The organism is Geodermatophilus poikilotrophus (assembly GCF_900111455.1).
Lineage (GTDB): Bacteria > Actinomycetota > Actinomycetes > Mycobacteriales > Geodermatophilaceae > Geodermatophilus > Geodermatophilus poikilotrophus.
This window is the reverse complement of record NZ_FOIE01000003.1, coordinates 167,107-191,387: the sequence shown is the minus strand read 5'-3', so window position 1 is coordinate 191,387 and position 24,281 is coordinate 167,107. Positions and strand designations below refer to the sequence as shown.

At 76.0% G+C, this 24,281-nt stretch carries 22 protein-coding genes and 2 pseudogenes; 9 read left to right on the top strand and 15 right to left on the bottom strand.

The features are described from left to right. The first annotated feature begins 38 nt into the window (after positions 1-38). Positions 39-872, top strand: coding sequence for an ATP-binding protein (locus BMW27_RS08405; protein WP_091442269.1), 834 nt, complete (start codon positions 39-41; stop codon positions 870-872). Positions 873-880: 8 nt separating this feature from the next. Beyond that, complete coding sequence (locus BMW27_RS08400) at positions 881-1,177, top strand: Rossmann-fold NAD(P)-binding domain-containing protein (RefSeq protein ID WP_091442265.1); 297 nt, start codon at positions 881-883, stop codon at positions 1,175-1,177. 6 nt (positions 1,178-1,183) lie between these two features. Here the strand turns inward: BMW27_RS08400 and BMW27_RS23305 are convergent, their stop codons facing one another. Then, entirely contained in the window at positions 1,184-1,630 is a 447-nt protein-coding gene (locus BMW27_RS23305; protein ID WP_091442262.1) for a hypothetical protein, read from the bottom strand. 186 nt (positions 1,631-1,816) lie between these two features. Here BMW27_RS23305 and BMW27_RS23300 point away from each other — a divergent pair, with 186 nt between their 5' ends. Further along, entirely contained in the window at positions 1,817-2,224 is a 408-nt protein-coding gene (locus BMW27_RS23300; protein ID WP_091442259.1) for a nitronate monooxygenase, read from the top strand. 12 nt (positions 2,225-2,236) lie between these two features. Then, positions 2,237-2,797 (top strand): annotated as a pseudogene (locus BMW27_RS08385) (NAD(P)H-dependent flavin oxidoreductase); the annotation flags it as partial. Between the two features lie 278 nt (positions 2,798-3,075). On the opposite strand, the gene BMW27_RS08380 reads toward BMW27_RS08385, so the two are convergent. Next, complete coding sequence (locus BMW27_RS08380) at positions 3,076-4,482, bottom strand: DUF4407 domain-containing protein (protein WP_091442253.1); 1,407 nt, start codon at positions 4,480-4,482, stop codon at positions 3,076-3,078. A 215-nt stretch (positions 4,483-4,697) separates the two neighbouring features. Between BMW27_RS08380 and BMW27_RS08375 the strand changes: the two genes are divergently transcribed. Then, a complete protein-coding gene (locus BMW27_RS08375) occupies positions 4,698-5,816 on the top strand; it encodes a TolB-like translocation protein (protein ID WP_091442249.1) in 1,119 nt (372 codons plus the stop codon). Between the two features lie 44 nt (positions 5,817-5,860). Here BMW27_RS08375 and BMW27_RS08370 read toward each other — a convergent pair whose 3' ends face one another. Further along, the gene (locus BMW27_RS08370; protein ID WP_139206855.1) at positions 5,861-6,241 is read right to left on the bottom strand and encodes a hypothetical protein; all 381 of its coding nucleotides are present in this window, start codon (positions 6,239-6,241) and stop codon (positions 5,861-5,863) included. Positions 6,242-6,347: 106 nt separating this feature from the next. On the opposite strand from BMW27_RS08370, the gene BMW27_RS08365 reads away from it, so the two are divergent. After that, positions 6,348-7,130 (top strand): alpha/beta fold hydrolase, encoded by a 783-nt coding sequence (locus tag BMW27_RS08365; protein WP_091443067.1) that lies wholly within the window; start codon positions 6,348-6,350, stop codon positions 7,128-7,130. Positions 7,131-7,249: 119 nt separating this feature from the next. On the opposite strand, the gene BMW27_RS08360 is transcribed toward BMW27_RS08365, so the two are convergent. Continuing rightward, positions 7,250-7,834, bottom strand: a complete 585-nt coding sequence (locus tag BMW27_RS08360; protein ID WP_091442244.1) for a TIGR03086 family metal-binding protein — start codon at positions 7,832-7,834, stop codon at positions 7,250-7,252. 72 nt (positions 7,835-7,906) lie between these two features. Between BMW27_RS08360 and BMW27_RS08355 the strand changes: the two genes are divergently transcribed. Both BMW27_RS08355 and BMW27_RS08350 read left to right on the top strand, forming a co-directional pair. Then, positions 7,907-9,055 carry a transglycosylase domain-containing protein gene (locus BMW27_RS08355; RefSeq protein WP_245743382.1) on the top strand — a complete coding sequence of 383 codons (1,149 nt, stop codon included), beginning with the start codon at positions 7,907-7,909 and terminating at the stop codon, positions 9,053-9,055. Between the two features lie 151 nt (positions 9,056-9,206). Next, positions 9,207-11,108, top strand: a complete 1,902-nt coding sequence (locus BMW27_RS08350; RefSeq protein WP_091442238.1) for a primary-amine oxidase — start codon at positions 9,207-9,209, stop codon at positions 11,106-11,108. 111 nt (positions 11,109-11,219) lie between these two features. Here BMW27_RS08350 and BMW27_RS08345 read toward each other — a convergent pair whose 3' ends face one another. The 7 genes and pseudogenes from BMW27_RS08345 to BMW27_RS08310 all read right to left on the bottom strand — a co-directional run bounded on the left by BMW27_RS08345 (position 11,220) and on the right by BMW27_RS08310 (position 19,894). Then, positions 11,220-12,254 (bottom strand): hypothetical protein, encoded by a 1,035-nt coding sequence (locus tag BMW27_RS08345; RefSeq protein WP_091443065.1) that lies wholly within the window; start codon positions 12,252-12,254, stop codon positions 11,220-11,222. Beyond that, positions 12,247-13,275, bottom strand: a complete 1,029-nt coding sequence (locus BMW27_RS08340; protein ID WP_091442236.1) for a hypothetical protein — start codon at positions 13,273-13,275, stop codon at positions 12,247-12,249. Before BMW27_RS08340 ends, BMW27_RS08345 begins: the two co-directional genes overlap by 8 nt. After that, positions 13,272-14,657 (bottom strand): annotated as a pseudogene (locus BMW27_RS08330) (UGSC family (seleno)protein). Before BMW27_RS08330 ends, BMW27_RS08340 begins: the two are co-directional and overlap by 4 nt. A gap of 23 nt (positions 14,658-14,680) precedes the next feature. After that, a complete protein-coding gene (locus tag BMW27_RS08325; RefSeq protein ID WP_091442225.1) occupies positions 14,681-15,748 on the bottom strand; it encodes an acyl-CoA dehydrogenase family protein in 1,068 nt (355 codons plus the stop codon). Continuing rightward, the gene (locus BMW27_RS08320) at positions 15,745-16,881 is read right to left on the bottom strand and encodes an acyl-CoA dehydrogenase family protein (RefSeq protein ID WP_091442223.1); all 1,137 of its coding nucleotides are present in this window, start codon (positions 16,879-16,881) and stop codon (positions 15,745-15,747) included. Before BMW27_RS08320 ends, BMW27_RS08325 begins: the two co-directional genes overlap by 4 nt. A gap of 64 nt (positions 16,882-16,945) precedes the next feature. Beyond that, on the bottom strand, positions 16,946-17,683 hold the full coding sequence (locus BMW27_RS08315; RefSeq protein ID WP_091442220.1) for an enoyl-CoA hydratase/isomerase family protein: 738 nt from the start codon (positions 17,681-17,683) through the stop codon (positions 16,946-16,948). A gap of 66 nt (positions 17,684-17,749) precedes the next feature. Next, on the bottom strand, positions 17,750-19,894 hold the full coding sequence (locus BMW27_RS08310) for an acetate--CoA ligase family protein (protein ID WP_091442217.1): 2,145 nt from the start codon (positions 19,892-19,894) through the stop codon (positions 17,750-17,752). Between the two features lie 95 nt (positions 19,895-19,989). On the opposite strand from BMW27_RS08310, the gene BMW27_RS08305 reads away from it, so the two are divergent. Further along, on the top strand, positions 19,990-20,664 hold the full coding sequence (locus tag BMW27_RS08305) for a TetR/AcrR family transcriptional regulator (RefSeq protein WP_091443063.1): 675 nt from the start codon (positions 19,990-19,992) through the stop codon (positions 20,662-20,664). A gap of 129 nt (positions 20,665-20,793) precedes the next feature. On the opposite strand, the gene BMW27_RS08300 is transcribed toward BMW27_RS08305, so the two are convergent. From BMW27_RS08300 to BMW27_RS08285, 4 genes are all read right to left on the bottom strand, one after another. Then, positions 20,794-21,564: a fumarylacetoacetate hydrolase family protein gene (locus BMW27_RS08300; protein WP_091442212.1), complete on the bottom strand. Its 771-nt coding sequence runs from the start codon at positions 21,562-21,564 to the stop codon at positions 20,794-20,796. Next, the gene (locus tag BMW27_RS08295; protein WP_091442208.1) at positions 21,564-22,352 is read right to left on the bottom strand and encodes an SDR family oxidoreductase; all 789 of its coding nucleotides are present in this window, start codon (positions 22,350-22,352) and stop codon (positions 21,564-21,566) included. The genes BMW27_RS08300 and BMW27_RS08295 overlap by 1 nt, the downstream gene beginning before the upstream one ends. 43 nt (positions 22,353-22,395) lie before the next feature. Next, positions 22,396-23,250: a fumarylacetoacetate hydrolase family protein gene (locus BMW27_RS08290; RefSeq protein ID WP_091442205.1), complete on the bottom strand. Its 855-nt coding sequence runs from the start codon at positions 23,248-23,250 to the stop codon at positions 22,396-22,398. Between the two features lie 62 nt (positions 23,251-23,312). Further along, entirely contained in the window at positions 23,313-24,200 is an 888-nt protein-coding gene (locus BMW27_RS08285; RefSeq protein WP_091442199.1) for a dihydrodipicolinate synthase family protein, read from the bottom strand. Positions 24,201-24,281 lie beyond the last annotated feature (81 nt).

Sequence of the window (24,281 nt, the reverse complement as noted above, 5' to 3'; positions counted from 1 at the left end):
CAGCCGACTGTCAGACCCTCGTCGATGATGTAACGGAGATGACCAGGACCGATTGCGTCGACATCACGCTGTGCACGAACGGCGTGCTGACGTACGACGAGATCGGCGGACACCTGCGCCCCACCGGCACCGGGGCGGTCGAGATCGACCTGACCGGGCTCAAGTTCATCGACCCGGCCGGTCTGGTGAGCCTCGCCGTCATCGCCGAGCGGGCGAGGCTCCAGCGCCGTCCCGTCCGGTTCCGCAAGCCCGAGGGCGGCGACGTCGCCAACTACCTCACCCGGATGCGGCTCGGGGAACAGCTCGCCGTGCTCGACGTGGTGCACGACCTGCCCCAGGTGCGGGAGCGCCGGCTCGGCCACCGCCTCGTCGAGCTGCGCCGCTTCGACGGCGAGGCCGGGCTGGACACCGTCGCCGCCGCCCTCGTGCAGACCTACGTCGACGACCACCCCGAGCTCATCCAGCCGCTGTACGCGGCGCTCGACGAGATGGCCCGGAACGTGCTGGAGCACAGCACCCGGTCGCACGGGTACGTGGCGCTGCAGCGGTACGACAACAGGGGGGACATCTCGTTCGCCGTCGGTGACAGCGGCATCGGGCTGCGCGAGCGGCTGTCCGCGGCGATCCCCGTGCCCGACGACCGGACGGCGATCGTGCGCGCCGCGCAGGTGAACGTGACCTCGATCGGGCGCCCGGGCCGCGGGCGCGGGATCAGCCGGGTCATCGGCATCACCGGTGAGCACCGCGGGAGCGTGACGCTGATCAGCGGAGCGGCCAGCGGCACCTTCCGCCGCGGTCTCCCGGAACCCGAACTGTCGGATCTGCCGGCGTCCTACCCCGGTACGCTCGCCCACGTGCGCCTGAGCCTGTGAGGAGGTCGATGACCGTGCCTGCTGTCCTCCCACCGATCGAGGTCCCGCAGCTGAGCGGCGGCCGCGAGCGCGCCCGTGCCCTGGTCGACGGCCTCGCCGACCGCATGGGCGGCGCCACCATCGTGGTGGACTTCCGCCGCATGGTCGCCGGGACGCCGTCCTTCGCCGACGAGCTCGTCACCCGCGTGCTGGTCGACGGTGGCGCCGCGCTGCTCCGCGCCGAGCACGTCAGCCGGGAGTTCGGCCAGTACCTCCTCGAGGCCGCGCGGGACCACGGCGTCGCGGAGCGCCTGCAGACCGCCTGACGGCACTCAGTCCGTGGCCCGGACGGCCTCGCCGGTGACCCGCATCGCCGTCTCCCACGCGTCGGCCTCCGCCGCTGCGGTGCCGGAGTCGTCGCCCTGGAACCAGGGCAGCGCGGCCTCCTCCCACGCCAGCGCGGCCTCGCGGGCGGCGGACGACGACACGCGGTGCACCAGCATCTGGTACCTCGACCGGGCGGCCGAGAGCTCCACGTCCGTGGCGCGCGAGGGCAGGATCTGGCTCCGGTCGCGGGTCAGCGCCGCCCGGTAGTCGGCCATGGCGGCCTGCAGCTCGATCAGGGTCTCGCGCTGGAACTCCTGCGACGCGCGCTCGCGCTGCTCCTGCCGCGCCCGCGCCGCGGCACGGGCCTTGAGGGACTCGGCGGTGGCCTGCGCCGCGACCGTCAGCAGCCCGCCGACCACCACCCCGATGAAGGCCCAGACGGCTGTGCTCACCGCGCCCCCTCCCCTCGGTCCGCACTGCAGGTTAGGACGGGCGTACGACGAGTATCGGCCGCTCACCCGCTCCGCTTGAGCGAGGCGCCGTCCGCGCGGTCCCGGCCGGGAGGACACCGACGCCTTGACGGCGCCTCTCCCCGGCGGGACCGTCGATCCGCCACAGCCCCCGGGAGGAGGCCGGCCGTGAGGACCCGCTTCACCGAGCTGGTCGGCTGCTCCGTGCCGATCCAGCAGGCCCCGATGGGGACGATCTCCTCACCGGACCTCGCCGTGGCGGTCGCCGCTGCCGGCGGCGTCGGCACGGTCACCGCGCTCGGCCTCCCCCCGGAGGTGCTCGTCCGCCGCCTGAACGAGATGGGCCGACGCACGTCCGGCGTGCTGTCGGCCAACGTCGTCAGCCCGGACGTCGGCGAGCAGGTCGTCGTCGACGTCGCCGAGCGGGTGCGGCTCGTCGACTTCTTCTGGTTCGACCCGTCGCCGCGGTTCGTGGACCTCGTCCACCGGTCCGGAGCGCTCGTGGGGTGGCAGGTCGGCTCGGTCGCGGAGGCGCGCGCCGCGGAGGACGCCGGCTGCGACGTCGTCACCGTCTAGGGGGTCGAGGCCGGTGGTCACGTCCGGGGCGCCACGCCGCTGCGCCGCCTCCTCCCCGAGGTGCTCGACGCGGTCGACGTCCCCGTGCTCGCGGCCGGCGGCATCGCCGACGGGCGGTCCCTCGCCGAGGTGGTGGCGGCCGGAGCAGCCGGCGCCCGCATCGGCACCCGGTTCCTCGCGACCGTCGAGTCCGGCGCGCACCCGGCGTACAAGCAGGCCGTCGTCGACGCCGCCGGGGACTGCACCGTCATCACCGACGCCTTCGCCGACTGCCCCCTCTGCGCCACCAGCCCACGGGCCCGGGTGCTGCAGAGTGCGGTGGAGAGGGTCCGCGAGCTGGCGGACGACGTGGTCGGGACGGCGGTGATGGGTCGTGCGCGCGTCCCCGTACCGCGGGGGTCCGGCCTGCCGCCCCTGGCCGGCGCCGAGGGCCACCTCGACGCGATGGCCATGTACGCCGGGGCCGCCGTCGGCTCGGTGACCGACGTCCGGCCGGCCGCGGAGGTCGTCGCCGAGCTGGCGGCCGAGCTGGATCACCGCCTGCCCGCCCTCCGCTCCAGCGGCGTCCGGTGAGCGCCGGTCGGACCCCTCCGTAACGAGTCGTGCTCTGCCCACCACGGTGGGCAGAGCACGACTCACCGCGGGTGACCCTGGGGGCCGGAGAGTGTCCGAGTCGACGGACGGCAGGGGGACGGCGCCGCGTCGACCGGCCCGCCGGCCGCGTCGGAGGGCCGGCAACCCGCGGGCTGACGTCCCGCTCGCTGCGCCGTCGAGACGCGCGTCCCGGTGCCCCGCACGACGGTGCCCCGGCCTCTCCGTGGAGGCCGGGGCACCGTCGTCGGGACTGCGGATCAGACCGGCGTCGGGACCCGGTCGGTCGGCCGCCGGCGGGCGCCGAGCACGGTGCGGGCCAGCCGCATCGGGCCGGTGTCCCACGGCCGCAGCGGCTCTCCCGCGGAGGCAGCCGGCGCTCCGGCCGCCGCAGCAGCCCGCTCCGCCGCGCGGACAGCGGCCGCCCGCTCGGCCGCCGCAGCCGCCTCGGCGGCCTCCCGCCGGGCGATGATCGCCTGCTTCTGCCGGTCGATCCGCTCCTGCTCGGCCATCACCAGCATCTCCTCGCGCGCCACGGCCACCGTCAGCCGCGACTCCTTCTGCAGCTCCTCGATCTCCACGTCACCGGAGTCCCGCAGCGCCGCGAGCTTGTCGTAGGCCGACGGCGGGCCGAAGTTGAGCAGCAGCTTCATGAGCACCGGGAGGATCTCGATGCTCATGAACAGCAGCGACAGCATCACCTGCGCGGCGGCCAGGGTGGCGTTGCGGTCGCCCAACCGGTCGAGGGCCTCCAGCCGCGCCAGGATCCCGTCGGCGTCCTCGTTGGTCGCGTCGAACACCGTCTGCAGCCGGGTCTGCTCGGCGGTCAGCCGCGCCAGCTCCGCCCGGTCGGTCTCCAGCGACGCGGACGCCAGCCCCGCGCTGCGCCCCTCCGCCGCCGACGCGGCTGCGAGAGCAGCGTCCAGCGACGACCGCGCCGACGCGACCACGGAGGCCTGCGCGTCCGCGGCCGCCCGGGCCTCGACGTACGCCTGCCCCGTGCCGGCGTCCCCGGTGCCGCAGGTGCCGTCCAGCTCGCACTGCGCCCTGGCCTCCAGCTCCCGCTGGGTGGCCAGCGCCGCGTCGTAGGCCTGCTGGGCCGCGGTCGCGTCGCCCTGCACCGCCGCGAGCTGCGGGTCCGCGGCACCCCCGGTGGCCACGATCGACTCGCCCAGCGCCACCTCCTCGCGCAGCCGGTCCAGCCCGGCGAACCGCGCGTCGGTCTCCAGCGTCTCCCGGTAGGCGTCGGCGGCCTCGGCCTGCATCGCCTTGACCTCGGTGTCGATCTCCGACGAGAACACCTGCAGGGTCAGCGGCGTCGCGATGACCGCGCCCAGGATCAGCGCCAGGCCCACCCGCGGCACGGCCAGCACGAGGTTGCGCTTGAGCGAGGCGTCGTGCGCCATCCCGACCAGCAGCATCCGGTCGAGGTTGACCACGACCGCGCCCCAGCCCAGGCCGACGAGCAGCGCCAGCGGCCACCACACGCCCAGCGCCATCGCCACGGCGAACGCCATCGACACGACGGCGAGCCCACCGGTGCTCAGCAGCACGCCGCCCAGCGCCACGAACCGCGGCCGCGCACCGGGCGCCGCCTCGAGCACGTCCGGGCGCGCACCGCCCAGCACCGCCAGGCCGTCCCCGAGTCGTCTCAGCACTGCCGACATGGAGCCACTCCCCGACGACGGGGGTAGAGATCGATCCGTCGTCTCCCCTGCGCTATCGGCAGGGGGACGGCGGAACGGGGACCTCTCGTCCCACCAGTCCCAGCCCGTGACCAGCCCCACGGGTCCGGCGCGCCCGAACGGCCCACCGCCACCGCCCGAGTTGCCGCGCCGTCCGGCCCGGCGGACGCTCGGCGTCTGCCCACCCCGGAGCCGTCATGCCCCGCGTCCGCCGCACCGCCGCGGCCCTCGCCGTCGTCCTGACGGCTGCCGCCTGCACCGGGGAGGGGGACGCGGGTCCGTCTCCGCGCACCGGCGGCGACGGCGCCCCCGCCCTGCTCGGCACCGTCGACCTCGACGCGGCCGTCGGCGGCGACGCCCGGCTGCTCGACCTCGCCGCCGTGCCCGGCGACGGCCCGGTCGCGCTGCTGGGGGACGGCGGCACGCGTGCCTGGCTGGTCGAGGTCGCGCCCGGCGAGGAGGGCCCGACGGCCACTGCCCTGCTCGAGCTCCCCGACGTCGGGGACGACGCCGCGCTCTCCGTCCTCCCCGACGGCTCGTTCCTCGTGGCCCACACGAACCCGACCGCCGGGTACCAGCTGCTCACCGTCCCGCGCGACGGGCAGGCCACCGTCACCGCACTCGGGCTGCGCCCCGACCGCGCGGCCACCGCGCTCTCCCCCGACGGGCGCACCCTCTACGCCGCGCTCTCCCTCCCCGCCCCCGCCCCCGCCCAGCTGCTCGCCGTCGACGTGGCCGCCGGGGTGGTCACGATGACCGCCCCCGTCGTCCCCGGCGGGACGGTCCCCGCACTCGCGACCCGGCCGGACGGCGGGGTCGCCGCGCTGGTCGAGACCGAGGACGGGCGCGCTGTGCTCACGGCCTACGACGGCGACCTGCGGCCGGTCGGCGAGCCGGTCGACCTCGCGCCCGACGCCCCGGTGGGCACACCGGCCGGCCTCGACGTGACCGCCGACGGCACCGTCGTCGCCACCCTGCACGTCAGCGACGGGCGCGAGCTCGGGCGGCTGGTCACCGTGGCGGACGGTGCGGTCACCGACTCGATCGAGCTGGACGGCGTCGGCGACTCCGCGCTCGAGGTCGTCGTCTCGCCCGACGGCGGCTCCGCGTGGGTGCCGCAGGCCGACCTCTCCTACCCCGCCGAGCTGGTCACCGTGGACCTGGCCAGCGGCGAGCGGGTGTCTGCAGTGTCGCTGTGCGCCGGGGCCGCGGTGCTGGGCGACGTCGCCCCGTTCGGTGCGGACGCCGGTCTCGTCGCCACCGGGTCGTGCGTGGACGGCGACGGCCCGCAGGCCACGGCCTTCCTGGTCGGCTGAGCACCCGCCGTCCGGAGAACCGGTGCGCCGTGGTGACTGCGGCGTCAGCCCTTCATCGACCGGACCGCCAGCGCGGCCGCGCCGTAGGCCACCGAGCTGACGACCGCCCGCAGCGTGGTCGGCCGGCCGGCCTGGGCAGCCGCCGCCAGGGCGGTCAGTGCGTCGATCGCGTTCGCCCCGGCCAGCACGGCCAGCCCGCGGTTCGTCTCCTCCTCGGTCTTCGCGCTCAGCGCCAGGACCGAGATCGCCAGCGCCCGGCTGCCGAACAGCCGCTGCAGCTGCAGCCCCGCCGGGGTGACCGGGACGCCGTAGCCCGTGGCGACCGCCCTCGGCGCGACGATGCTGGTGAGCCCGAAGGCCGCCCCCGTGGCGCCCAGCGCCCTCGCCAGCTGCTGCTTCGACATCCCCGCGACCGTCGTCGCCATGGCGCACCCCTCCCGGGCCGACCCGGACGGCTCGGCTCACCGTCTGGCCGGAGTCAACCAGCAACGCCGTCCCGCCGCAGCGGACGCCGTTGGCTACGGTCGCGCCATGGCTCTCGACCCCGGCGGGGGTCCGCACGGCCCGCCCGACGTCGAGCTCGCGCACCGCCCCACCAGCTGGGGCGTCCTGCGCAGCCGCACGGTGGGGACGCCGCGCGACGGCGTTCCCGAGGTGGTCGTCGTCCCCGGGCTGGCCGTGGCCGACTACCTGCAGCCGGCGCTGTGCGAGCTCGGCAGCTGGACGCGCGCCCACCTGGTCGAGCTGCCCGGCTTCTCCGGCAGCGGGGAGCCGCCGCACCCGCTGGACGTCGCCCAGTTCACCGACGCCGTGGTGCAGTGGCTCGACGCCGGCGGGCTCGGCGGCATCGTGCTCGCCGGGCACTCCAGCGGCACGCAGGTGGCGGCGCGGGTCGCGGTCCGCCGTCCCCGGGACGTGCGGGCGCTCGTCCTGGCCAGCCCGACCGTCGACCCGCGCTTCCGCAGCCTGCGCCGGGTGCTGCTGGCCTGGCGGCGCAACCACGCGCTGGAACCGCCGAGCCTCGACGCCCAGCACACCTCCGAACGGCAGCGTGCCGGCCTGCGCCGGGTCCGGCACGCCCTATCGGCGCACCTCGCCGACGCTCTCGAGGACGTCGTCCCGCAGGTGCAGGTGCCGGTGCTCGTGCTGCGGGGGGACCAGGACCGGCTGTGCACCGAGGAGTGGGCACGCGAGCTCGCCGACCTGGCGCCCGACGGCCGGTTCCGCGCGGTGCCCGGCGCGCACAGCTTCGTGTGGACGACACCGGCGGCCTGGTCGGCCCCGATCGAGGACCTGGCACGGCAGCTGCCCTGACCGGACGGCGGGTGCAGGAGCCGGAGCGCGGTGACCCGCGGCCGGAGGGGTGAGCTGCCCGGCCTCACCGGCTGTCGATCACGGGGTCGTCGCACCCTCGGGCGGCGACGAGCCCGTGATCAACTCGTCGGTGGGCGCCACGCGGGATCGCGGCCGGTGAGGCCCAGCAGCCGGTGCAGCGGCGGGGCGTCGTCGGGCACGGGCACCGGCGGGCCGAACAGCCCGGGCGTGGGCCCCTCGGCGGCGGCCTGGGCGGCGAACCCCGTGCACGCCGCCACCGACGCCGGATCGGCCGCGTAGTCCTGCCCGGTGGCGACGGCGAGGTCCCAGCCGTGCACCAGCACCTCGTCGAGCGCCACGGCCGCCGCGACGGGCGCGGGCATCGTCACGCCGCCGGCCTCCGCGATCCCCTCCCATGCCGCGGGCCGCCGCCACGCCTCCACCAGTGCGTCGAGCCGTTCCGGGATCGCGGTGCGCCAGTCGGGCGGCAGGTCGTCGGCCGACGCCGACGGCCCGCCGGACACCGGCGTCTTCTCCGCGGCCATCCGGAACGCCGTCGTCAGGCCCGCCACGTGCGCAAGCAGCCCCGCCACCGGGGTGCCGGCGCACGGGGTCGGGTCGCCGAGCTGGTCGTCGCGGATGCCGGCCACCACCCGGGCCAGCTCCGTCGTCTGCGGACCGAGGTCGAGCTGCACCGTCTCCATACGAGGGCAGACCGGCCGGTGGCACGGAACTCACCGGACGACTCTCCGGGTCTCACCCTCCGCCGCCGTACCATGACGGTTCGCGTCCACCAGGGAGAGCACCGCGCCATGCCCCACGGCTCACCGGATCGCTGGCCCGGCGTCCGCCGCCGGCGGAACCGCGGCACCACGACCGCCGACCGGCCCGACAACGGCTGGTCCGGGTACGACGACGCGGTCCCGTCCCGGCCGGTGCCGCCCCTCCGCTCGCCGTGGGACGACGCGGCCGACCGGTACGGCGTCGACGGCTACGGTCCCGCGCCGGAGGAGCAGCCCGGGCGCCGGCGGCGGCGCCGCGACCGGGAGGACCGCGACGAGCGGCGTCCCCAGGGCGGACGGCGGGACGGGTACGACCGGCCGGACCGGCCCCGCCGGCGCCGGCAGCTCGCCGGGCGGGTCGGGAAGGTGCTCGTCGTCGGCTTCGTCGTCCAGGCGCTGGTGATGCTCTCGCTGCGCTGGGTCGACCCGCCGACGACGGCGTTCATGGCGGCCAACCCGAACGGCGCCCTCCAGCAGTCGGTGCCGGTCGAGCACGTGTCGCGCAACTTCCTCGCCGCCGTCATCGCGCACGAGGACGCGAAGCTGCCCTATCGATCCGGTGCCTTCACCTGGGACGAGATGTGGGCCCGCGCGCAGGCGCACCTCGCCGGCGACGAGGACCCCTCGGGCTCGACCATCCCGCAGCAGGTCGCCAAGAACCTCTTCCTGAACCAGGAGATGAGCTCCTGGCGCAAGGCCGTGGAGGCCGGGTTGTCCGCGGAGCTCGCGCTGGCCGTCGACGACCGCCGGATGCTCGAGCTCTACGTCAACTACGCCCAGTTCGGGCCCTCGCTCTACGGAGTCTGCGCGGCCAGCTGGTACTACTTCGACCGCCCGCCGCAGGACCTCCCGGTCGACCAGGCGGTGCAGCTGGTCGGGCTGCTGCCCTCCCCCGGCCACGTGCAGCGGGCACCCGGCGGCGGCCTGGACTTCGACGTCGCCGACGGCCAGGGCTGGCTGTCCCGCTCGCACGTGGTCAACGCCCAGAACCGGGTGCCCCGGCACATCGAGCGTCTCGGGTTCCAGCCGGTCGAGGACGCCGGGGTCACCGGCCTGGCCGGTGACCAGCCGGCCTCTGACGACGACTGCTCGACCCGCCCGCAGGCGGTCGCCGACCTGATCGCCGCGGAGGGCACTGCCTGAGAGAGGACCCCCTGCCCCCCACCGCTCGCAGGCTCGCGGCGGGGCCCTGCAGGAGGCCAGGTCCTGCCGTGAGACCCCGTCGGGTCGGAAGTCCGTAGAGCACCGGCCGCATCGTGGGCCAGAGTGGGATCCCCGTGGTGAGGAGCCCGGCATGACCGCCACCGCAGCCCCCGCCACCGCCGTCCGCCACCCGCTGTCGCGGCTGACGGCCGAGGAGATCGACGCGGTCCGGGAACTGGTCGCCGGGATCCTCACCGGCACGACCCGCTTCGTCTACGTCGGCCTGGAGGAGCCGGACAAGGCCGAGGTCCTCGGCTGGACCCCGGGCACGGACGTCGACCGCCGCGTGCGGGTGCTGCTGCTGGACCGGGTCACCTGCCGGGCCCGCGACCTGTCGGTGTCGCTGACCCGCCGGACCGTCGTCCGCGACACCGGGGTCGACGTGGCTCCCGAGGGCCGGGTCCCGCTCCTGCCCGAGGAGTTCGCGGAGGCCGGGGAGCTGCTGGCCGGGGACGAGCGCTGGCGGGCCGCGCTGGCGCGACGCGGGCTCGACGTCGGGAGCGTCCGCGCCGTTCCGCTCACCGCCGGGATGTACGGCTGCTCCGAGCAGTACGGACGCCGGACGATCCGCGTGCTCGGCTTCCAGCGGACCGGTCCGCAGGACGTCTCGCGGGCCCGACCGGTCGATGGCCTCGTCGCCTACCTCGACCTCACCCGGCGGCGGGCCATCGCGGTGCACGACGCGCTCGACCTGCCGGTGCCGGCCGAGCGCGGGCAGGAGAACGCGCCGCCGCCCGCCGTCCCCCCGGCCAGGGACCCCCGGCGCACCGGGAGCACCTCGCCGGGGGGACCCGCCTGCGCCGTCGAGGACGACGTCGTGCGCTGGGCCGGCTGGGAGTTCCGCATCGGCTTCGACAGCCGCGAGGGGCTGTCGCTGCACCAGGTCACCCACGACGGCCGGTCGGTCATCCACCGGGCGTCCATCGCCGAGATGGTGGTGCCGCACGCCGACCCCTTCCCCGTGCGCTCCTGGCAGGACTACGCCGACGCCGGCGAGTACCTCTTCGGCCGGTTCGGCACCTCCCCCGACCCGGGTTGCGACTGCCTGGGCGAGATGCGGTTCCTCGACGTGCCACTGGCCGACGACGACGGCCGGCCGCAGGTCGTCCCGCGCGCCGTCTCCCTGCACGAGGAGGACGCCGGGATCCTCTGGAGGCACACCGACTTCTCCAGCGCCACGTCCCGGACCCGGCGGCAGCGGCGGCTGGTGGTCAGGACCTCGACCACCGTCGGGAGCTACGACTACGGCTTCTCCTGGTACCTGCACCTCGACGGGGTCGTCCAGCTCGAGGTGCGGGCGACCGGCCTGCCCTTCGCGTCCACCCACCGCGGCGCCGAGTACCCCTGCGCGACGGAGGCCGGGCACGGGCCGGGGGCGCCGTTCCACCAGCACCTGTTCTGCGCCCGGCTGGACATGGCGGTCGACGGGCGGACGAACACGGTCCACGAGGTGGACGCGGTGCGGGAACCGGTCAGCCGGACCGACCCGGACGGCAGGGCCTTCCGCCGTCGGCGCACGGCGCTCACGCGGGAGTGGACGGCCCAGCGCATGGCCGACCCGCTGGTCGACCGGGTGTGGCACGTGGTGAACCCGTCGGTGACCAACCGGCTGGGCCAGCCGGTGGCCTACGCGCTCGTGCCCGAGGGCAGGCCGGTGCTGCTGGCCGACGAGTCGTCGTCCACCCACCGCCGGGCGGCGTTCGCGACCAGGCACCTGTGGGTGACCCGGTACGACCCCGCGCAGCGGTACGCCGCCGGCGACCTGGCCGACGCGGGTGGGCTGCCGGCGTTCGTGTCCGGGAACCGGTCGCTGGAGGACGAGGACGTCGTGCTGTGGCACACCTTCGGGGCGACCCACTTCCCGCGCCCGGAGGACTGGCCGGTCATGCCGGTCGAGGTGGCCGGCTTCCGGCTGGTGCCGGTCGGCTTCTTCGACCGCAACCCCGCGCTGGACACCCCGCCCTCGATGTCGTCCCCCTGCACCCCCGGGTAGCCGGACCCGCGGCACCGGCGCTCGTGCTCTGCCCACGGTGGTGGGCAGAGCACGAGCCCGCGGGGAGGAGGACACCGGGACCCAGCTCTCGTCCGGGTCGCCGGCCGCGCGTCAGAGCGGGCGGACGGCGGCGGTCACCGACCGCGAGCCCCCCGCCCAGGTCGGCAGCAGCGCCATCTTCCCGCCCGCCCCGCCGGTGACCACGACCCGGACGTCGTCCGCCGAGGCCGCCACGCGCAGGTCCCCGGCGGCGTAGACCGGCAGTCCCGCGCGGAACGCCAGCGCGGACGCCGACGCCCGCAGCAGCGCGCTGCCCTGCTCGAAGAGGAACCCGGCCATCCGGTCGGCGCCCCAGCCCTGCTCCCCCACCAGCGCGGCGAGCTCCGGCGGCAGCAGCAGGAACTGCTCGCCGTCCCGGAAGCGGCCCGGGTCCCCGGCGGCCATGGCCGCGCCCGCCATCGCCGCCGCAGCCGGACCCAGCACGGACGGCGGCTCGCGGTACCCCTCACCCGGCAGCACCTCGACCAGCCCGCCGACCCCAACCACGGTCACCGCGTCGACGTCCACCCCGAGCCCGCGCCGCTGGGCCAGCGAGGGCAGCGGACGGGGCGCCTCCGCCGTGCAGCAGGTGTACTTCGCCGGCGAGCCGATCGTCGCCATGTCGGTCAGTCCGGCGCGTGCCCCGCCGATCCCGGCGAGGGCGAGGGAGACCGCCCGCCCGACGCCGGCGTTCCCCGCGTTCCCGGTGCCCAGCCCGCCCGCGCCCGAGGTCATCCCGACCCGGCGGGCGACCGGCCCGTGCACCAGCACGCCCACCGCCGGCGCCCCGGTCGTGGTCGCGAGGCCGAGCAGGTTGAACCCCGGCTCCAGCGCCGCCCGGCACGCGGCTACCACCACCGGGAGCGCGGGCGCCGGGCACCCGGCCAGCACCGCGTACCAGGCCACGGCCCGCACGGTCAGCTCGCCGAACAGCGGTGGCACCTGCCCCAGGGCGGCGTCCGGGTCGGCGGCCCCGGCCACCACCGCGTCGAGCCGGGCCGCGGTCGGCGGCACCACCGGCAGCCCGTCGCCGTGCCCCGCGGCCAGCAGGTCGGCGGCCACCGCCGCCGGATCGGCGTCCGGGGGGAACAGCGGCAGCTCAGGCACCGGGGACCGGTCGCGACACCGCCGCCGTCGCACCGAACGACGGGATCCACGCCGAGTGCTTGCCCGCTCCCCCGGCCACCAGCACGTGCAGCATCTCCGGGCCGGTGCTCACCGGGTAGGCGTCGTTGTCGGGCACCACGCCCCAGTCCTCGAACTGCCGCTGATTGGCCTCCGACACCTCCGCCACCGGGATCCGCGCCCGCTCCCACAGCGCGTCCCGCACCGCGTCGGCCGTCCACCCGTCGCGGGCGAAGGTGGCCGCGTGCTCCGGGCCGAGCACCAGGAAGTGCGGGCCCTTGACGTACACGTTGTTCGACCCCGGCTGGGCCATGGTCCCGGCGATGGTGAGCAGCAGGTCCTCGGCCGTCGTCCCGCCGTGGTCGTTGACGTTGTGCGGCCCCTCGGTCGCCGCGACCGTCACCACCGACTCCCCCGGCGCGAAGCCCCGGCGCACCGAGAACGGCGGGAACGGGCTGTCCTCCTCGTTCTCGCCGAAGCAGAACGAGTACTTGGCCGGGCTGCCCTGCGTCGCCCGGTCCATCACGCCCGGGCGCGCGCCGCCGACGTGCGTGGTGACCAGCTGCACCGCCCGGCCGATGACGGCGTTGGCCCGGGTGCCCTGGCCCAGGCAGTTGCTGCCGGAGTTGATGCCGAGCGTCCCGCGCACCGGGCCGTTGACGACGACCATCGGCGCGCAGGGGTGGGTCGTCGCCAGCACGCCGTGCAGGTTGTACTCCGGGGCCTGCAGCGCGCGGACGGCCGCGAGCACCACCGGCAGGTCCACCGGCCGGCAGCCGGCCATCACCGCGTTCGCCGCGAAGCTCTCCCGGGTCGGCACCAGCCCGGACGGCGGCAGCGGACCGAGCTCCAGGTCGATGCCGTCGAGCGCGGCCAGCGCCGCCGCCACCCGGGCCGGGGTCGGCGCGACCAGCGGCAGCCCGTCGCCCCAACCGCGGCGGTGGGCCTCCTCCTGCCAGCTCTCCTCCGTGACCCCGGGCAGGTCGAGCAGTCCGGCGCTCACGCCCCTCCCCTCGCCTCGTCGGCCATCCGCAGCAGCTCCGCCGCCGCGCCCTCGATCCGGCCGGCCAGCTCGGCCTCGTTCAGCCCGCCGACCGGGTGCGGGACGACGACCAGGCGGGGCTCCACCCGCCGCGCCCGGGCCTGCGCCTGCACCAGCGGCAGGAACGTCTCGGTCACCACCAGCGGTGCGACGACGCCGCGCCGCTCCAGTTCCACCGAGTCGTGGAGACTCCACGACGAGCACGAGCCCTAGTCGCCGACCGCAACGAGCACCATCTTGAAGCGCTGCGACAGCCAGTCGATGGTGTCCTTCTCGGCCGCGACCGAGGCGTTCTCCTTGGCCGCGAAGCCCAGCTCGGGCAGCCCCCAGTGCGCCTGCAGCCGCTCGCCGAGTCCGCGCAGCAGCTCGGTCGCGTTCGGCTTGGAGTTGGTGAACAGCGCGACGTCGGTCCACGTCGCCGTGCTCCCGGCGCCCACCGGCGCGGCGTCGACCTCCGGCAGCACGCCGTGGGTCGGGTCCACGATCCGCAGCGACCCGGAGGACGCCGCCAGCGCCCCGAGGGCGGCTTCCCCGGCGGCGCGCCCGTCGGCCTCGGCGGCGGTCAGCGACTGCTCCGCACCGGCCCGGGCGTCACCGGCCACGAGCACCCCGCCCGACGGCACCAGTCGGCCCTGCGCGTCGGCGGCCAGCCCCTCGACCAGGCCCTCGGGCCCGCGGCGGCCCACGAAGGGGAACAGCCCGGCGACGGCCAGCGCGCGCTCCCCGTCGGCGGTGCGGACGACGACGCCGGACAGCACGCCCTCGCCGCGCAGCGCGGTGACCGTCGCATCCGGGACCACCTCGACCCGCTCGGCGGCCGCCAGCCGCGCCGCCCGGTCCGGCGACCACCGCGGCTGCCCCGGCACCAGCACCGTCACCGCGGACGCCCAGCCGGCCAGCTCGAGCGCCTCCTCCGCCGTCCACTCGTCGTCGCCGACGACCGCGACCGCGCGGCCGCGGAACAGCGGGCCGTCGCAGCCGGCGCAGGTGGAGACGCCGCGCCTGGCGAGCGCCTCCTCCCCCGGCAGCCCCAGCCGACCGGGACCGAGCCCGGTCGCGACGACGACCGCGCCGGCGGTGACCTCGCCGCCCGAGGTCTCCAGCCGCACCGGCGAGCCCGGGTGCACGCGGGTGACCTCCGCGTACGCCAGACGGACCCCGGCCCCCTCGGCCGCGGCGGTGAGCGCCGCCACCAGCTCCGGCCCGGTGCCGCCCGGGTGCTCGTGCAGCGCGGTGAGGTTGACCAGCTGGCCGCCGGGGGTCAGCCGGTCGTAGGCGACCACCCGCAGGCCGTGCTCGGCGGCGACCCGCGCGGCGGTCAGCCCGGCGATCCCGGCGCCCACGACGACGACGTCCCAGTCGGTGCTCACGCCTCCACCAGCCCGGTGGAGATCCGCGGCCACAGCGCGTCGGCGCCCTCGGCGGCCAGCTGCCGGCCCAGCTCGCGGCTCCAGTGGCGCTCGCTGCCGAACTCGTCGCGCCAGGACCACAGCCGGCGGGAGAGCTGGCCGAGCTCGTACTCCTTGGTCATGCCGATCGCGCCGTGCGCCTGGTGGGACGCGCGCGCCGCGACCGTCGCCGCCTCGCCGGCCGCCGTCTTCGCCGCCGCGACGTCGAGGAACGACGGGTCGGGGCGGGCGTTCAGCGCGGCCACCTGGACGGCGAGCCCGGCCAGCTGCGCCTCCTCGGCGATGGTGACCAGGTGCGCCTGCACCGCCTGGAACCGGGCGACCGGGCGGCCGAACTGCTGCCGCTCGCCGGTGTAGCGGACGGTCAGCTCGGCCACCCGCGCCAGCGCCCCGGCGATCAGCGCTGCGCGGGCCAGCGCGCCGCGCAGCCGCAGCGCCGCGGCGTCCACCCCGGGCGGGGCCGGTGCCACCGCGTCGTCGGGCAGCTCGACGTCGTCCCACACCAGGGTGTCGCGCGGCTCGGCGGCGAGGTTGCGGCCGGGCGTGACGGTCGCGGCGGCGGGAGGCGCGGAGACGACGAACCGCTGCCCGCCGCTCGCCGCGAAGGCGACCACCCGGTCGCTGCGCCCGCCCCACGGCACCCGGGACAGCCGCGCGGAGAACCGGCGGCCGCTGAGCTCGACGGCGTCCCCGGGCGCGCCGACGGCCACCGACAGCGGGCCCTCCGGCAGCTGCAGCCCGGCCGCGGCCAGCGCCCAGCCGGCGAGCAGTCCGGTCTCGGCCAACGGCACCGGCGCGGCGGAGCGGCCGGCGACGGTGAGCAGCGCGCAGGCGTCGGCGACGTCCCCGCCGGATCCGCCGGCCTCCTCGGGCACCGACACCAGCGGGAACCCGGACTCGGTGAGCGCCGTCCAGAGCCGCTCGCTCCAGCCGGTCGCCTCCGCGGCGACGACGTCCTCGGGGGTGCACAGGTCGCGGAACAGGCCGGTGGCGACCTCGGTCAGCACCGCGCGGTCGTCGCTCATGCGGACAGTCCCTTCGCGGCGACGGAGCGGAGGATCTCGGTGGTGCCGCCGCGCAGCGTGTACGACGGCGAGGTCAGCACCGCCTCGGCGAGCAGCGCCGAGAACAGCGAGCCCGAGCCCTGGTCGAGCTCGGTCTCCGCGGCGTCGCGCAGCGCCTCGACGAGGTCCTGCTCGAAGCGGGTGCCGACCTCCTTGACCAGCGCCGCCTCGACCGCGGGCGCCGCCCCGGCGTCGAGTGCGCGGGCGACCGACAGCGACAGCTGCCGGATCGCCCGGAACCGGGCCGCCAGCCGGCCGAGGACGACGGCCTCCTCACCGGAGACGTCGGCCCCGCGCTCGCGCAGCCACTCCCGCAGCACCGGGAAGGTCGACAGCCAGCGGTCGGGGCCGCTGCGCTCGTAGGCCAGCTCGCTGGTCACCTGCTGCCAGCCGGAGCCGAGCTCGCCGAGCACCATGTCGTCGGGCACGAACACGTCCTCCAGCGCCACCTCGTTGAAGTGGTGGCTGCCGTCGAGGTACGGGATCGGCGAGATGCGCACGCCCGGCGCCGCGAGGTCGACGAGCAGCTGGGACAGGCCCGCGTGCTTGCGGCCCTCCTCGACCGGGGAGGTCCGGCAGAGCACGGCGAAGAAGTGGTTGCGGTGGGCCTCGCTGGTCCACACCTTGGTGCCGGTGACCGTCCAGCCGCCCTCGACCCGGGTGGCCCTCGTGCGCACCGAGGCGAGGTCGGAGCCGGAGTCCGGCTCGCTCATGCCGAGGGAGAAGTAGACCTCGCCCGCGGCGATGCCCGGCAGGAAGCGCTGCCGCTGCTCCTCGGTGCCGAAGTGCAGCAGCGCCGGCGCGGTCTGCCGGTCGGCGACGAAGTGCGCGCCGATGGGGGCGCCGGCGGCGAGCAGCTCCTCGGCGACGAGGAAGCGGTCGACGGCGCTGCGGCCGTGGCCGCCGTACTCCGGTGGGATCGCCATGCCGACCCAGCCGCGCTTGGCCAGCGTGCGGGAGAACTCCGGGTCGTGCCGGCCGGCGAACCCGAGCGCCGGCCGGTGCCCGGCGGGGAGCTCGGCGGCGAGGAACTCGCGCACCTCGGCGCGCAGTGCCTCCTCGGCCGGGGCGAGCACGGTCGGCGCGAACTGCACGGCATCCCTCCTCGGGTGGGTCCCGCCGGGCCGGCTCCGTCGCCGGCCCGGCGGGGGTTCGGGGTCAGGCGGTCTCGCGCCGCCGCTGCGACCACATCTGGGTGGCCCGCTCGAAGTGCAGCGCGGCCTCCCAGCCGATCCCGGGCGGGCCGGCCTCGGTGCGGAAGGAGCGGACCGCCTCGCGGGCCAGCTCCGGGTCCTTGGCGGCGCGGCCGGCGAGCTCCAGGGCGAGGTCCTCGACCTGGTCGTCGGGCACCGCCTTCCAGGCCAGGCCGATCTCGGCGGCGCGCACGCCGTCGATCTCCTCGCTGAACAGGCCCATCGCGGCGGTGGCCTCGCGGCCCGCCGTCCGGCTGCTGATCGTGAAGTAGCCTCCGCCCGGGTGCAGGCCGATGCGCAGGAACCCGGCGAGCAGCCGGGCGCTCTCGGAGACGATGCGCAGGTCGGTGGAGAGAGCCAGGTTGATCCCCGCGCCGACCGCGGCGCCGCGCACCGCGGCGATGGTCGGCACCTGCAGCGTGCCCACCCGGCGGAAGGCGGTGTAGACCGCGCCGAGCTCCTTGTACGTCTTGTCCTCGGCCTGGTCGCTGCCCGGCGTCCAGCGCCGGCGGTCCGCGCCGGAGCAGAAGGTGCCGCCCGCGCCCCGGACGACCGCCGCGCCGATCGCCGGGTCGGCGTCCACCTCGTCGCACAGCTCCGACAGCTGCAGCCCCATCTCCGGGGTGAGCCCGTTCCTGACCTCGGGCGAGTCGACCGTGAACACGGCCACGCCGCCCTGCCGCTCCAACTGGATCTGTCCCACGCTGGGTGTCCTGCCTCTCTGCTGGGGGTGGTCTGGGGAGCCTCGGAGTCTGGTGGCAGGGCCTGCCTACTCGCCCACCGGCTCCCGCGAGCCGGTGGTGCGCACCAGGACGTCGACGGCGGTCGCCCCCCGGCCGCGCGGCGCGACGATGAGCGGGTTCACCTCGAACTCGGCCAGCCGGTCGCCCGCGGCCACCGCCGCCTGCGACAGCCGGACGACGGCGTCGACCGCGGCCGGCACGTCGGCGGGCTCGGCGCCGCGGAAGCCGGCCAGCAGCGGCCAGGCCCGCAGGCTGCGCAGCATCGCCCACGCCTCCTCCGGCGAGACCGGGGCCAGCGCCGAGGCGAGGTCGCGGTAGAGCTCGGTGGTCACCCCGCCGAGGCCGACGGTCACCACGGGCGGGAAGCCGTCGCGCCCGGCGGTGACCGCGAGGATCAGCTCGGTGCCCGGCGGGACGAGCTCCTGCACGTGCACGCCCTCGACGCCGGGGACGTGGTGCCGGCGCGCGGCGTCGAGCAGCTCGGTGAAGACGCCCGCCGCCTCGTCGGGGCCCACGCCGACCCGCACCCCGCCGACCTCGCTCTTGTGCGCCAGGTCCGCGGCGGCGAGCTTGAGCACACCCGGGCCGGGCAGCGCGGCGACCGCCTCCTGCGCGGCCTCCGGGCCGGTCACCAGCGTGGACGCCGGCTGCGCGATGCCGATCGACCGCAGCAGCGCCGGGCCGTCCACCACCGGCCCCTCGAGCAGCGCGCGCACCTCGGCGGCCGGGACGTCGGGCACCGGCGGCAGCGGCGGCGGGGTGCCCCGGTGCCGCGGCGGGGCCAGCCGCGCGGCGACGCGGGCGAGGTCGCCCACCGAGCCGAACACCGGGACGCCGGCCTCGCGGAACACCCGGCGGCCCTCGGCGGTCAGCTCCTGCCCGGCGATCCAGCCGACCAGCAGCGGGCAGCGCAGCTTGGCCGCGGTGGCGACGAGGTCCTCGGCCAGCCGGGCGCCGGCGTCGCCGACGACCATGGTCACCAGGACGGCGACGACGTCCACGGCGTCGTCCTCGGCGATGATCCGGCAGACGTCCCCGAAGGCGTGCGCCCCCCGGTTGAACAGCTGCGCGGTGACGTCGACCGGGTTCGCCAGCGCACCGAAGGGCGGGATCAGCGGGCGCAGCCGCGCCTGCGTCGCCGCCGACAGCTCGGGCAGCTGCAGGCCGACGTCCTCGCACTGGTCGGCGGCCAGGCTGCCGGCCCCGCCGGAGGTCGTGACGACGGCGACCCGCGGCCCCTCGGCCGGCTTCCCCGCGGCGAGCACCGCCGCGACCGCGAGCAGCTCGTCGATGTCGTCGACCAGCACCACGCCGTACCGCCGGGAGGTGAGCACGAAGGCGACGTCGTCGCCGAGCATCGAGCCGGTGTGGCTGGCCACCGCCCGGCGCCCGGCGCTGGACCGGCCCGAACGCAGCACGACCAGCGACGTGCCGGCCAGCTGCGCGCGGCGGGCCAGCTCGGCGTAGGCCGCGCCGTTCCCGGTGGCCTCCACGTAGAGCATCAGCACCCGCACCGTCGGGTCGGCCAGCAGGTGCAGCGAGACCTCGGTCAGGTCCAGGTCGGCCTGGTTGCCGGTGCTGAACCACGCCGCCAGGCCCAGTCCCATGTCGGTGGCCAGGTCGAGCACCGAGCCGCCCACGGCGCCGCTCTGCCCGACGTAGGCCACCCCGCTGCCGGAGGTCAGCGGCCGGTCGGCGGCGGCGGTGAAGGTGGCCACCACGCCGGTGGGCGCGTACAGGAAGCCCTGGCAGTTGGGTCCGACGACGCGGACGCCGGTCTCCCGGGCCACCGCGGCCAGCCGCTGCTGCAGCGCCACGCCCGCAGGACCCACCTCGGCGAAGCCGGAGGCGTAGACGACCGCCGCCCGCGCGCCGACCGCGGCGGCCTGCCGGATCGCGTCCTCCACCCGGTCGGCGGCGACCAGCACGAGCACCAGGTCGACCGGGCCCGGGACGTCGGCCAGCGTCGGGTAGCAGCGCCGGCCGACCAGCTCCTCGTAGTTCGGGTTGACCGGGTAGAGGCCGCCCTCGTACCCGTGCTCGACCAGGTAGCGCAGCGGCCGGGACATCAGGTTCTCCGACCGGCCCGAGATGCCGAGCAGCGCGATCCCGCGCGGTCGCAGCAGCGCCTGCAGACCGTCGTCCTGCGGGTCCGGCGTCGGCACGGTCATCGGGCGGCACGCCTCCTCGGGGGGACGACAGCGGAGCTGGACAGCAGCTAAGTTGACACCGACGTCAATGTCAACGACGAGGGCCGGAGGTGCCCGTGCCCCCACCACCGGAGGCGGTGAGCGGCCCGGCCGGCACCGCCCCGGCCGCCCTGCCGACGACCGAGCGCGGCCGCCGGATGCGGGCCCGGCTGCTGGCCGCGGCCCGCGAGGTGTTCGAGCGGGACGGCTTCCTCGAGGCCCGGGTCACCGACATCTCGGCGGCGGCCGGTGTCGCGCACGGCAGCTTCTACACGTACTTCGGCTCCAAGACCGCCGTCTTCCGGGCGCTCGTGGCCGAGACGATGGACGACCTCTACGCCTCGATGGGGACCCGCCACGAGCCGGGCCCGCCGGACGGCTCACCGGAGGAGGTCGCGGTGCACCGCATCGACCGGGCCAACCGCCGGTTCGTCGCCATGTACCGGCAGAACACCGCGCTGATGGCGCTGTTCGAGCAGGTCACCACCTTCGACCCGGAGGTGCGGGCGCTGCGCCAGGCCGCCCGGGAGCGCAACGTCGGCCGGGTGCGGCACAGCATCGAGCAGCTGCAGCGCGACGGCCTGGTCGCCGCCGACCTCGACGCCGAGTACAGCGCGCACGCGCTCGTCGCGATGGTCAACGGGCTGGTGCACTACTGGCTGGTGCTCGACGGCGAGTTCGAGCAGGAGCGCCTGGTCGCCGCGCTCACCCGGCTGTGGGCGCAGGCCCTCGGCCTGCCGGTGCGCACCTGACCGACCGCACCGACCTGCTCCGCAGGGAGCCGCACCGACCTGCTCCGCGGGGAGTCGTGCTCTGCCCACGGTGGTGGGCAGAGCACGAGCGTCGTCAGGTGGGGAGGTCCGGCGCGGCTGACGCCCGCCTCAGACGATGCGGGTGGACAGCGACCCGATCCCCTCGAGCGTCACCGTCACCTCGTCGCCGGCCTGCAGCGGCCCGACGCCGGCCGGGGTGCCGGTGAGCACGACGTCGCCGGGCAGCAGGGTCATGGTCTGGCTGACCCACGACACGCACGCGGCGACGTCGAGCAGCATGTCGGCGGTCGTGCCGTCCTGCTTCACGTCGCCGTTGACGGTGGTCCGCAGGGACAGCGCCGCCGGGTCGACGTCGGTCTCCACCCACGGCCCCAGCGGGCAGGAGCGGTCGAAGCCCTTGGCGCGGGTCCACTGCTTCTCGGCGCGCTGCATGTCGCGCATCGTCAGGTCGTTGGCGACGGTGTAGCCGAGCACCACGTCGGCCACCTCCTCGGCCGGGACCCGCGTGCACTCCCGGCCGATGACGACCGCCAGCTCGCCCTCGAAGTGCAGGTTCCCGGTGTCCGGCGGATAGGGTACCTCGGCGTCGGGCCCCACCACGGACGTGGAGAACTTGGCGAACACGACCGGGATCTCCGGCACCTCGTTGCCCAGCTCCCTGGCGTGCTCGGCGTAGTTGCGGCCGAGGCACAGCACCTTGCTGGGCTCGACGGGGGCGAGCAGCCGCACCTGACCCAGCGGGGTCCGCTCCTCCGTCGTCCGGACGCCGTCGAACGGGTCGCCCTCGAGCCGGACGACGACGGCGTCGTCGCCGTCCCCCTCGACCAGGCCGTAGGACGCCGGACCGCCGGCGGCCGGGGTGTAGCGGGCGATGCGCATCAGATGGCCCGCACCATGCCACCGTCGACCAGGAAGTTCTGGCCGGTGACGTAGGTGTTGGCGCCCGAGGCCAGGAACGCCGCCACCTTGCCGAACTCCTCCGCGGTGCCGTAGCGGCCCAGCGGGATGCCCGCCTCGCTCTGCGCGCGGACCTCCTCGACCGACTGCCCGGTCTTCTCGGCGCGACCGGCGTCGAGCGAGGCGACGCGGTCGGTGGCGATCCGGCCGGGGCCGAGGGTGTTGACCAGCACGCCGTCGGCGGCCACCTCCAGGGCGACGCTCTTGGCCAGCCCGAGCAGGCCCACCCGCAGCGTGTTGGACAGCGTGAGGTTCTCGATCGGCTGCCTGATCGAGGAGGACGCGACGGTGACGATCCGGCCCCAGCGCTGCTCGCGCATGTGCGGCAGCACGCCGCGGAACAGCCGCACGGTCGACAGCAGGTTCAGCTCGAACGCCTGCTGCCACCGGGCGTCGTCGAGCGCGTCGAACCCGCCCGGCGGCGGCCCCCCGGCGTTGTTGACCAGCACGTCGACGCCGCCGAGCCGCTCCCGCGTCTCCCGCAGCAGCCGGTCGAGGTCGGCGGCGTCGGAGACGTCGGCCGGGCAGTGCTCGACCTGCGCGCCGGTGGCGTCGGCGATCTCCTGCGCGGTGCTCGTTAGCCGGTCGGCGCCGCGGCTGGAGATCATCACCCGCGCGCCCTCGGCGGCCAGCTGGGTCGCGGTGGCGCGGCCCAGGCCCTTGGAGGCGGCGGTGACCAGGGCGACCCGGCCGGTGAGTTCGAGGTCCATCGGTTTGTCCTCCGTGGTCGTCGGGGCGGATTCGGTCGGGCGCTCAGGCCACGGGGTTGGTGAGCTCGCGGAAGCCGGTGATCTGCACACCGGCGGTGTCACCGGAGCGGATGTGCACGGCACCCGGCGTGCCGGTGGAGATGACGTCGCCGGGCAGCAGCGTCATGACCCGGGAGTGGAAGGCCACCAGCCACCAGGGCCGGAAGGTCATGTTCGAGACGACGTTGCGCCGGTGCACCGCGCCGTTGTGGATCGTGGCCACCTCCAGTGCGTCGACGTCGTCCACCTCGTCGACGGTCACCAGCTCGGGGCCGAAGCTGAAGAAGGTGTCGAAGCTCTTGGACCGGGTGAGGTAGCGCGGGTTCTTCTCGAGGATGTCCTCGGCGGTCATGTCCACGATCGTGGTGAAACCGGCGACCACCGAGGGGGCGTCGGCCTCGTCGACGTCCTTGCACTCGCGGCCGATGACCACGCCCAGCTCACCCTCGGCGGTGGTGCGCTGCGACTGCGGGGGGATCCGGATCGGGTCCCCCGGGCCGATGATCGCGGTGTCGGGCTTGAGGAAGCTGGCCGGCTCTGTCGAGGGCGCCTTCTCCGACAGGTCGGCGGCGTGCTCGACGTAGTTCAGGCCGATGCCCCAGATCTTCCGCGGGCGCCGGTAGAGCGGCGCGTACGCCAGCTGCTCCTGCGGCACGACGAGCTCGTCCAGCCCGGCGGCGTCCTGGCCGGCGACCCAGTCGCGCAGCTCCTCGACCCGGCCGCTCTCGAGCAGCCCCTGGACGGTCTCCGGCCAGTCGGTCCGCAGGCGCCGGTTGAGCGCGGGCAGCGGTACCGCGCCACCCGGGCGCACCAGCGCCCCCGGCTCCGCGCCGTCCAGTCGCAGCGTCGTCAGTCGCACAGCGGTGTCCTCTCGCAGGCGGGCGCGGGCCGTGCGGCAGCACGACCTGCGGGGGTGGGTGGTTACAGGCCGACGGCGGCGATGAGGTCGTCGAGCTCGGCGAGGGTGAGCTCGTCGACCGGCGGGGCCGGGAAGCGGGCGTGCGGGGAGGCGATGGCCCCGCGCCGGGCAAAGACCTGCTTGCGGATGGTCACCCCGCCGACGCCGAGCTGGGCCTCGTAGCGGATCAGCGGCAGGTACCGGAAGAAGAACTCCTGCGCGCCCGCGCGGTCGCCGGCGACGAACCGCTCGTAGGTGCCGACCAGCACCTGCGGGAAGCCGAAGCCGGTCATGATGCCGTCGGCGCCGCGGAGCAGCTCCTCGTACAGGTACAGCCCGCCGAGGCCGCCGAAGACGCCGACCGGCCCCTTCGCCTTCTGCCGCACCGCGGTGATCTTGGGCAGCGTCGGGGTCTCCTCGAGCTTGAGGTAGCGGCACCCCTCGATCTCGTCGAGCAGCCGGACGAGGAACGGCGCCGGCATCACCACGCCGGTGTTCACCGGCTCGTCCTGGACCACGACCGGCACCGACACCGCCTCGGCGACCAGCCGGAAGTGCTCGAAGACCAGGTCGAGGTTCCGGGTGTTGTCCGGCGGGGCGAGCATGACCGCCGCCGCGCCGGCGTCCTCGGCCCGGCGCGCGTAGTCCAGCGCCATGCGGGTGGCCCGGGCGGAGACGCCGGCCACCACCGGTACCCGGCCGGCGGTCGCCTGCAGGTAGCGGCGCAGCACCCGCTCGCGCTCGTCGTCGAGCAGCCGGGCCGCCTCGCCCATGATCCCGAGGATGGTCAGCCCGTGCGCCCCGGCGCCGAGGTAGTCCTCGACGAGGCTGTCGATGCTGCCCTCGTCGACCTCGCCGTCGTCGGTGAACGGCGTCAGTGTGATCGGCAGCACACCCGTGAGGGCGCTCACCAGGAACTACCCTGCGGACGGGAGCACAGGCCGGGGGCTCGGCGCGCGACGGAGATCACATCGGCACCGTAGCCGCCTGCC

What these genes read in the sequence shown, in the direction of transcription:
- BMW27_RS08325 (WP_091442225.1), bottom strand. Translation starts at nt 15,748, where the DNA reads ATGAGCGACGACCGCGCGGTGCTGACCGAGGTCGCCACCGGCCTGTTC.
- BMW27_RS08380 (WP_091442253.1), bottom strand. Translation starts at nt 4,482, where the DNA reads ATGTCGGCAGTGCTGAGACGACTCGGGGACGGCCTGGCGGTGCTGGGC.
- BMW27_RS08300 (WP_091442212.1), bottom strand. Translation starts at nt 21,564, where the DNA reads ATGCGCATCGCCCGCTACACCCCGGCCGCCGGCGGTCCGGCGTCCTAC.
- BMW27_RS08355 (WP_245743382.1), top strand. Translation starts at nt 7,907, where the DNA reads ATGACGGTTCGCGTCCACCAGGGAGAGCACCGCGCCATGCCCCACGGC.
- BMW27_RS08360 (WP_091442244.1), bottom strand. Translation starts at nt 7,834, where the DNA reads ATGGAGACGGTGCAGCTCGACCTCGGTCCGCAGACGACGGAGCTGGCC.
- BMW27_RS08310 (WP_091442217.1), bottom strand. Translation starts at nt 19,894, where the DNA reads ATGACCGTGCCGACGCCGGACCCGCAGGACGACGGTCTGCAGGCGCTG.
- BMW27_RS08365 (WP_091443067.1), top strand. Translation starts at nt 6,348, where the DNA reads ATGGCTCTCGACCCCGGCGGGGGTCCGCACGGCCCGCCCGACGTCGAG.
- BMW27_RS08405 (WP_091442269.1), top strand. Translation starts at nt 39, where the DNA reads ATGACCAGGACCGATTGCGTCGACATCACGCTGTGCACGAACGGCGTG.
- BMW27_RS08375 (WP_091442249.1), top strand. Translation starts at nt 4,698, where the DNA reads ATGCCCCGCGTCCGCCGCACCGCCGCGGCCCTCGCCGTCGTCCTGACG.
- BMW27_RS08295 (WP_091442208.1), bottom strand. Translation starts at nt 22,352, where the DNA reads ATGGACCTCGAACTCACCGGCCGGGTCGCCCTGGTCACCGCCGCCTCC.
- BMW27_RS08400 (WP_091442265.1), top strand. Translation starts at nt 881, where the DNA reads ATGACCGTGCCTGCTGTCCTCCCACCGATCGAGGTCCCGCAGCTGAGC.
- BMW27_RS08350 (WP_091442238.1), top strand. Translation starts at nt 9,207, where the DNA reads ATGACCGCCACCGCAGCCCCCGCCACCGCCGTCCGCCACCCGCTGTCG.
- BMW27_RS08370 (WP_139206855.1), bottom strand. Translation starts at nt 6,241, where the DNA reads ATGGCGACGACGGTCGCGGGGATGTCGAAGCAGCAGCTGGCGAGGGCG.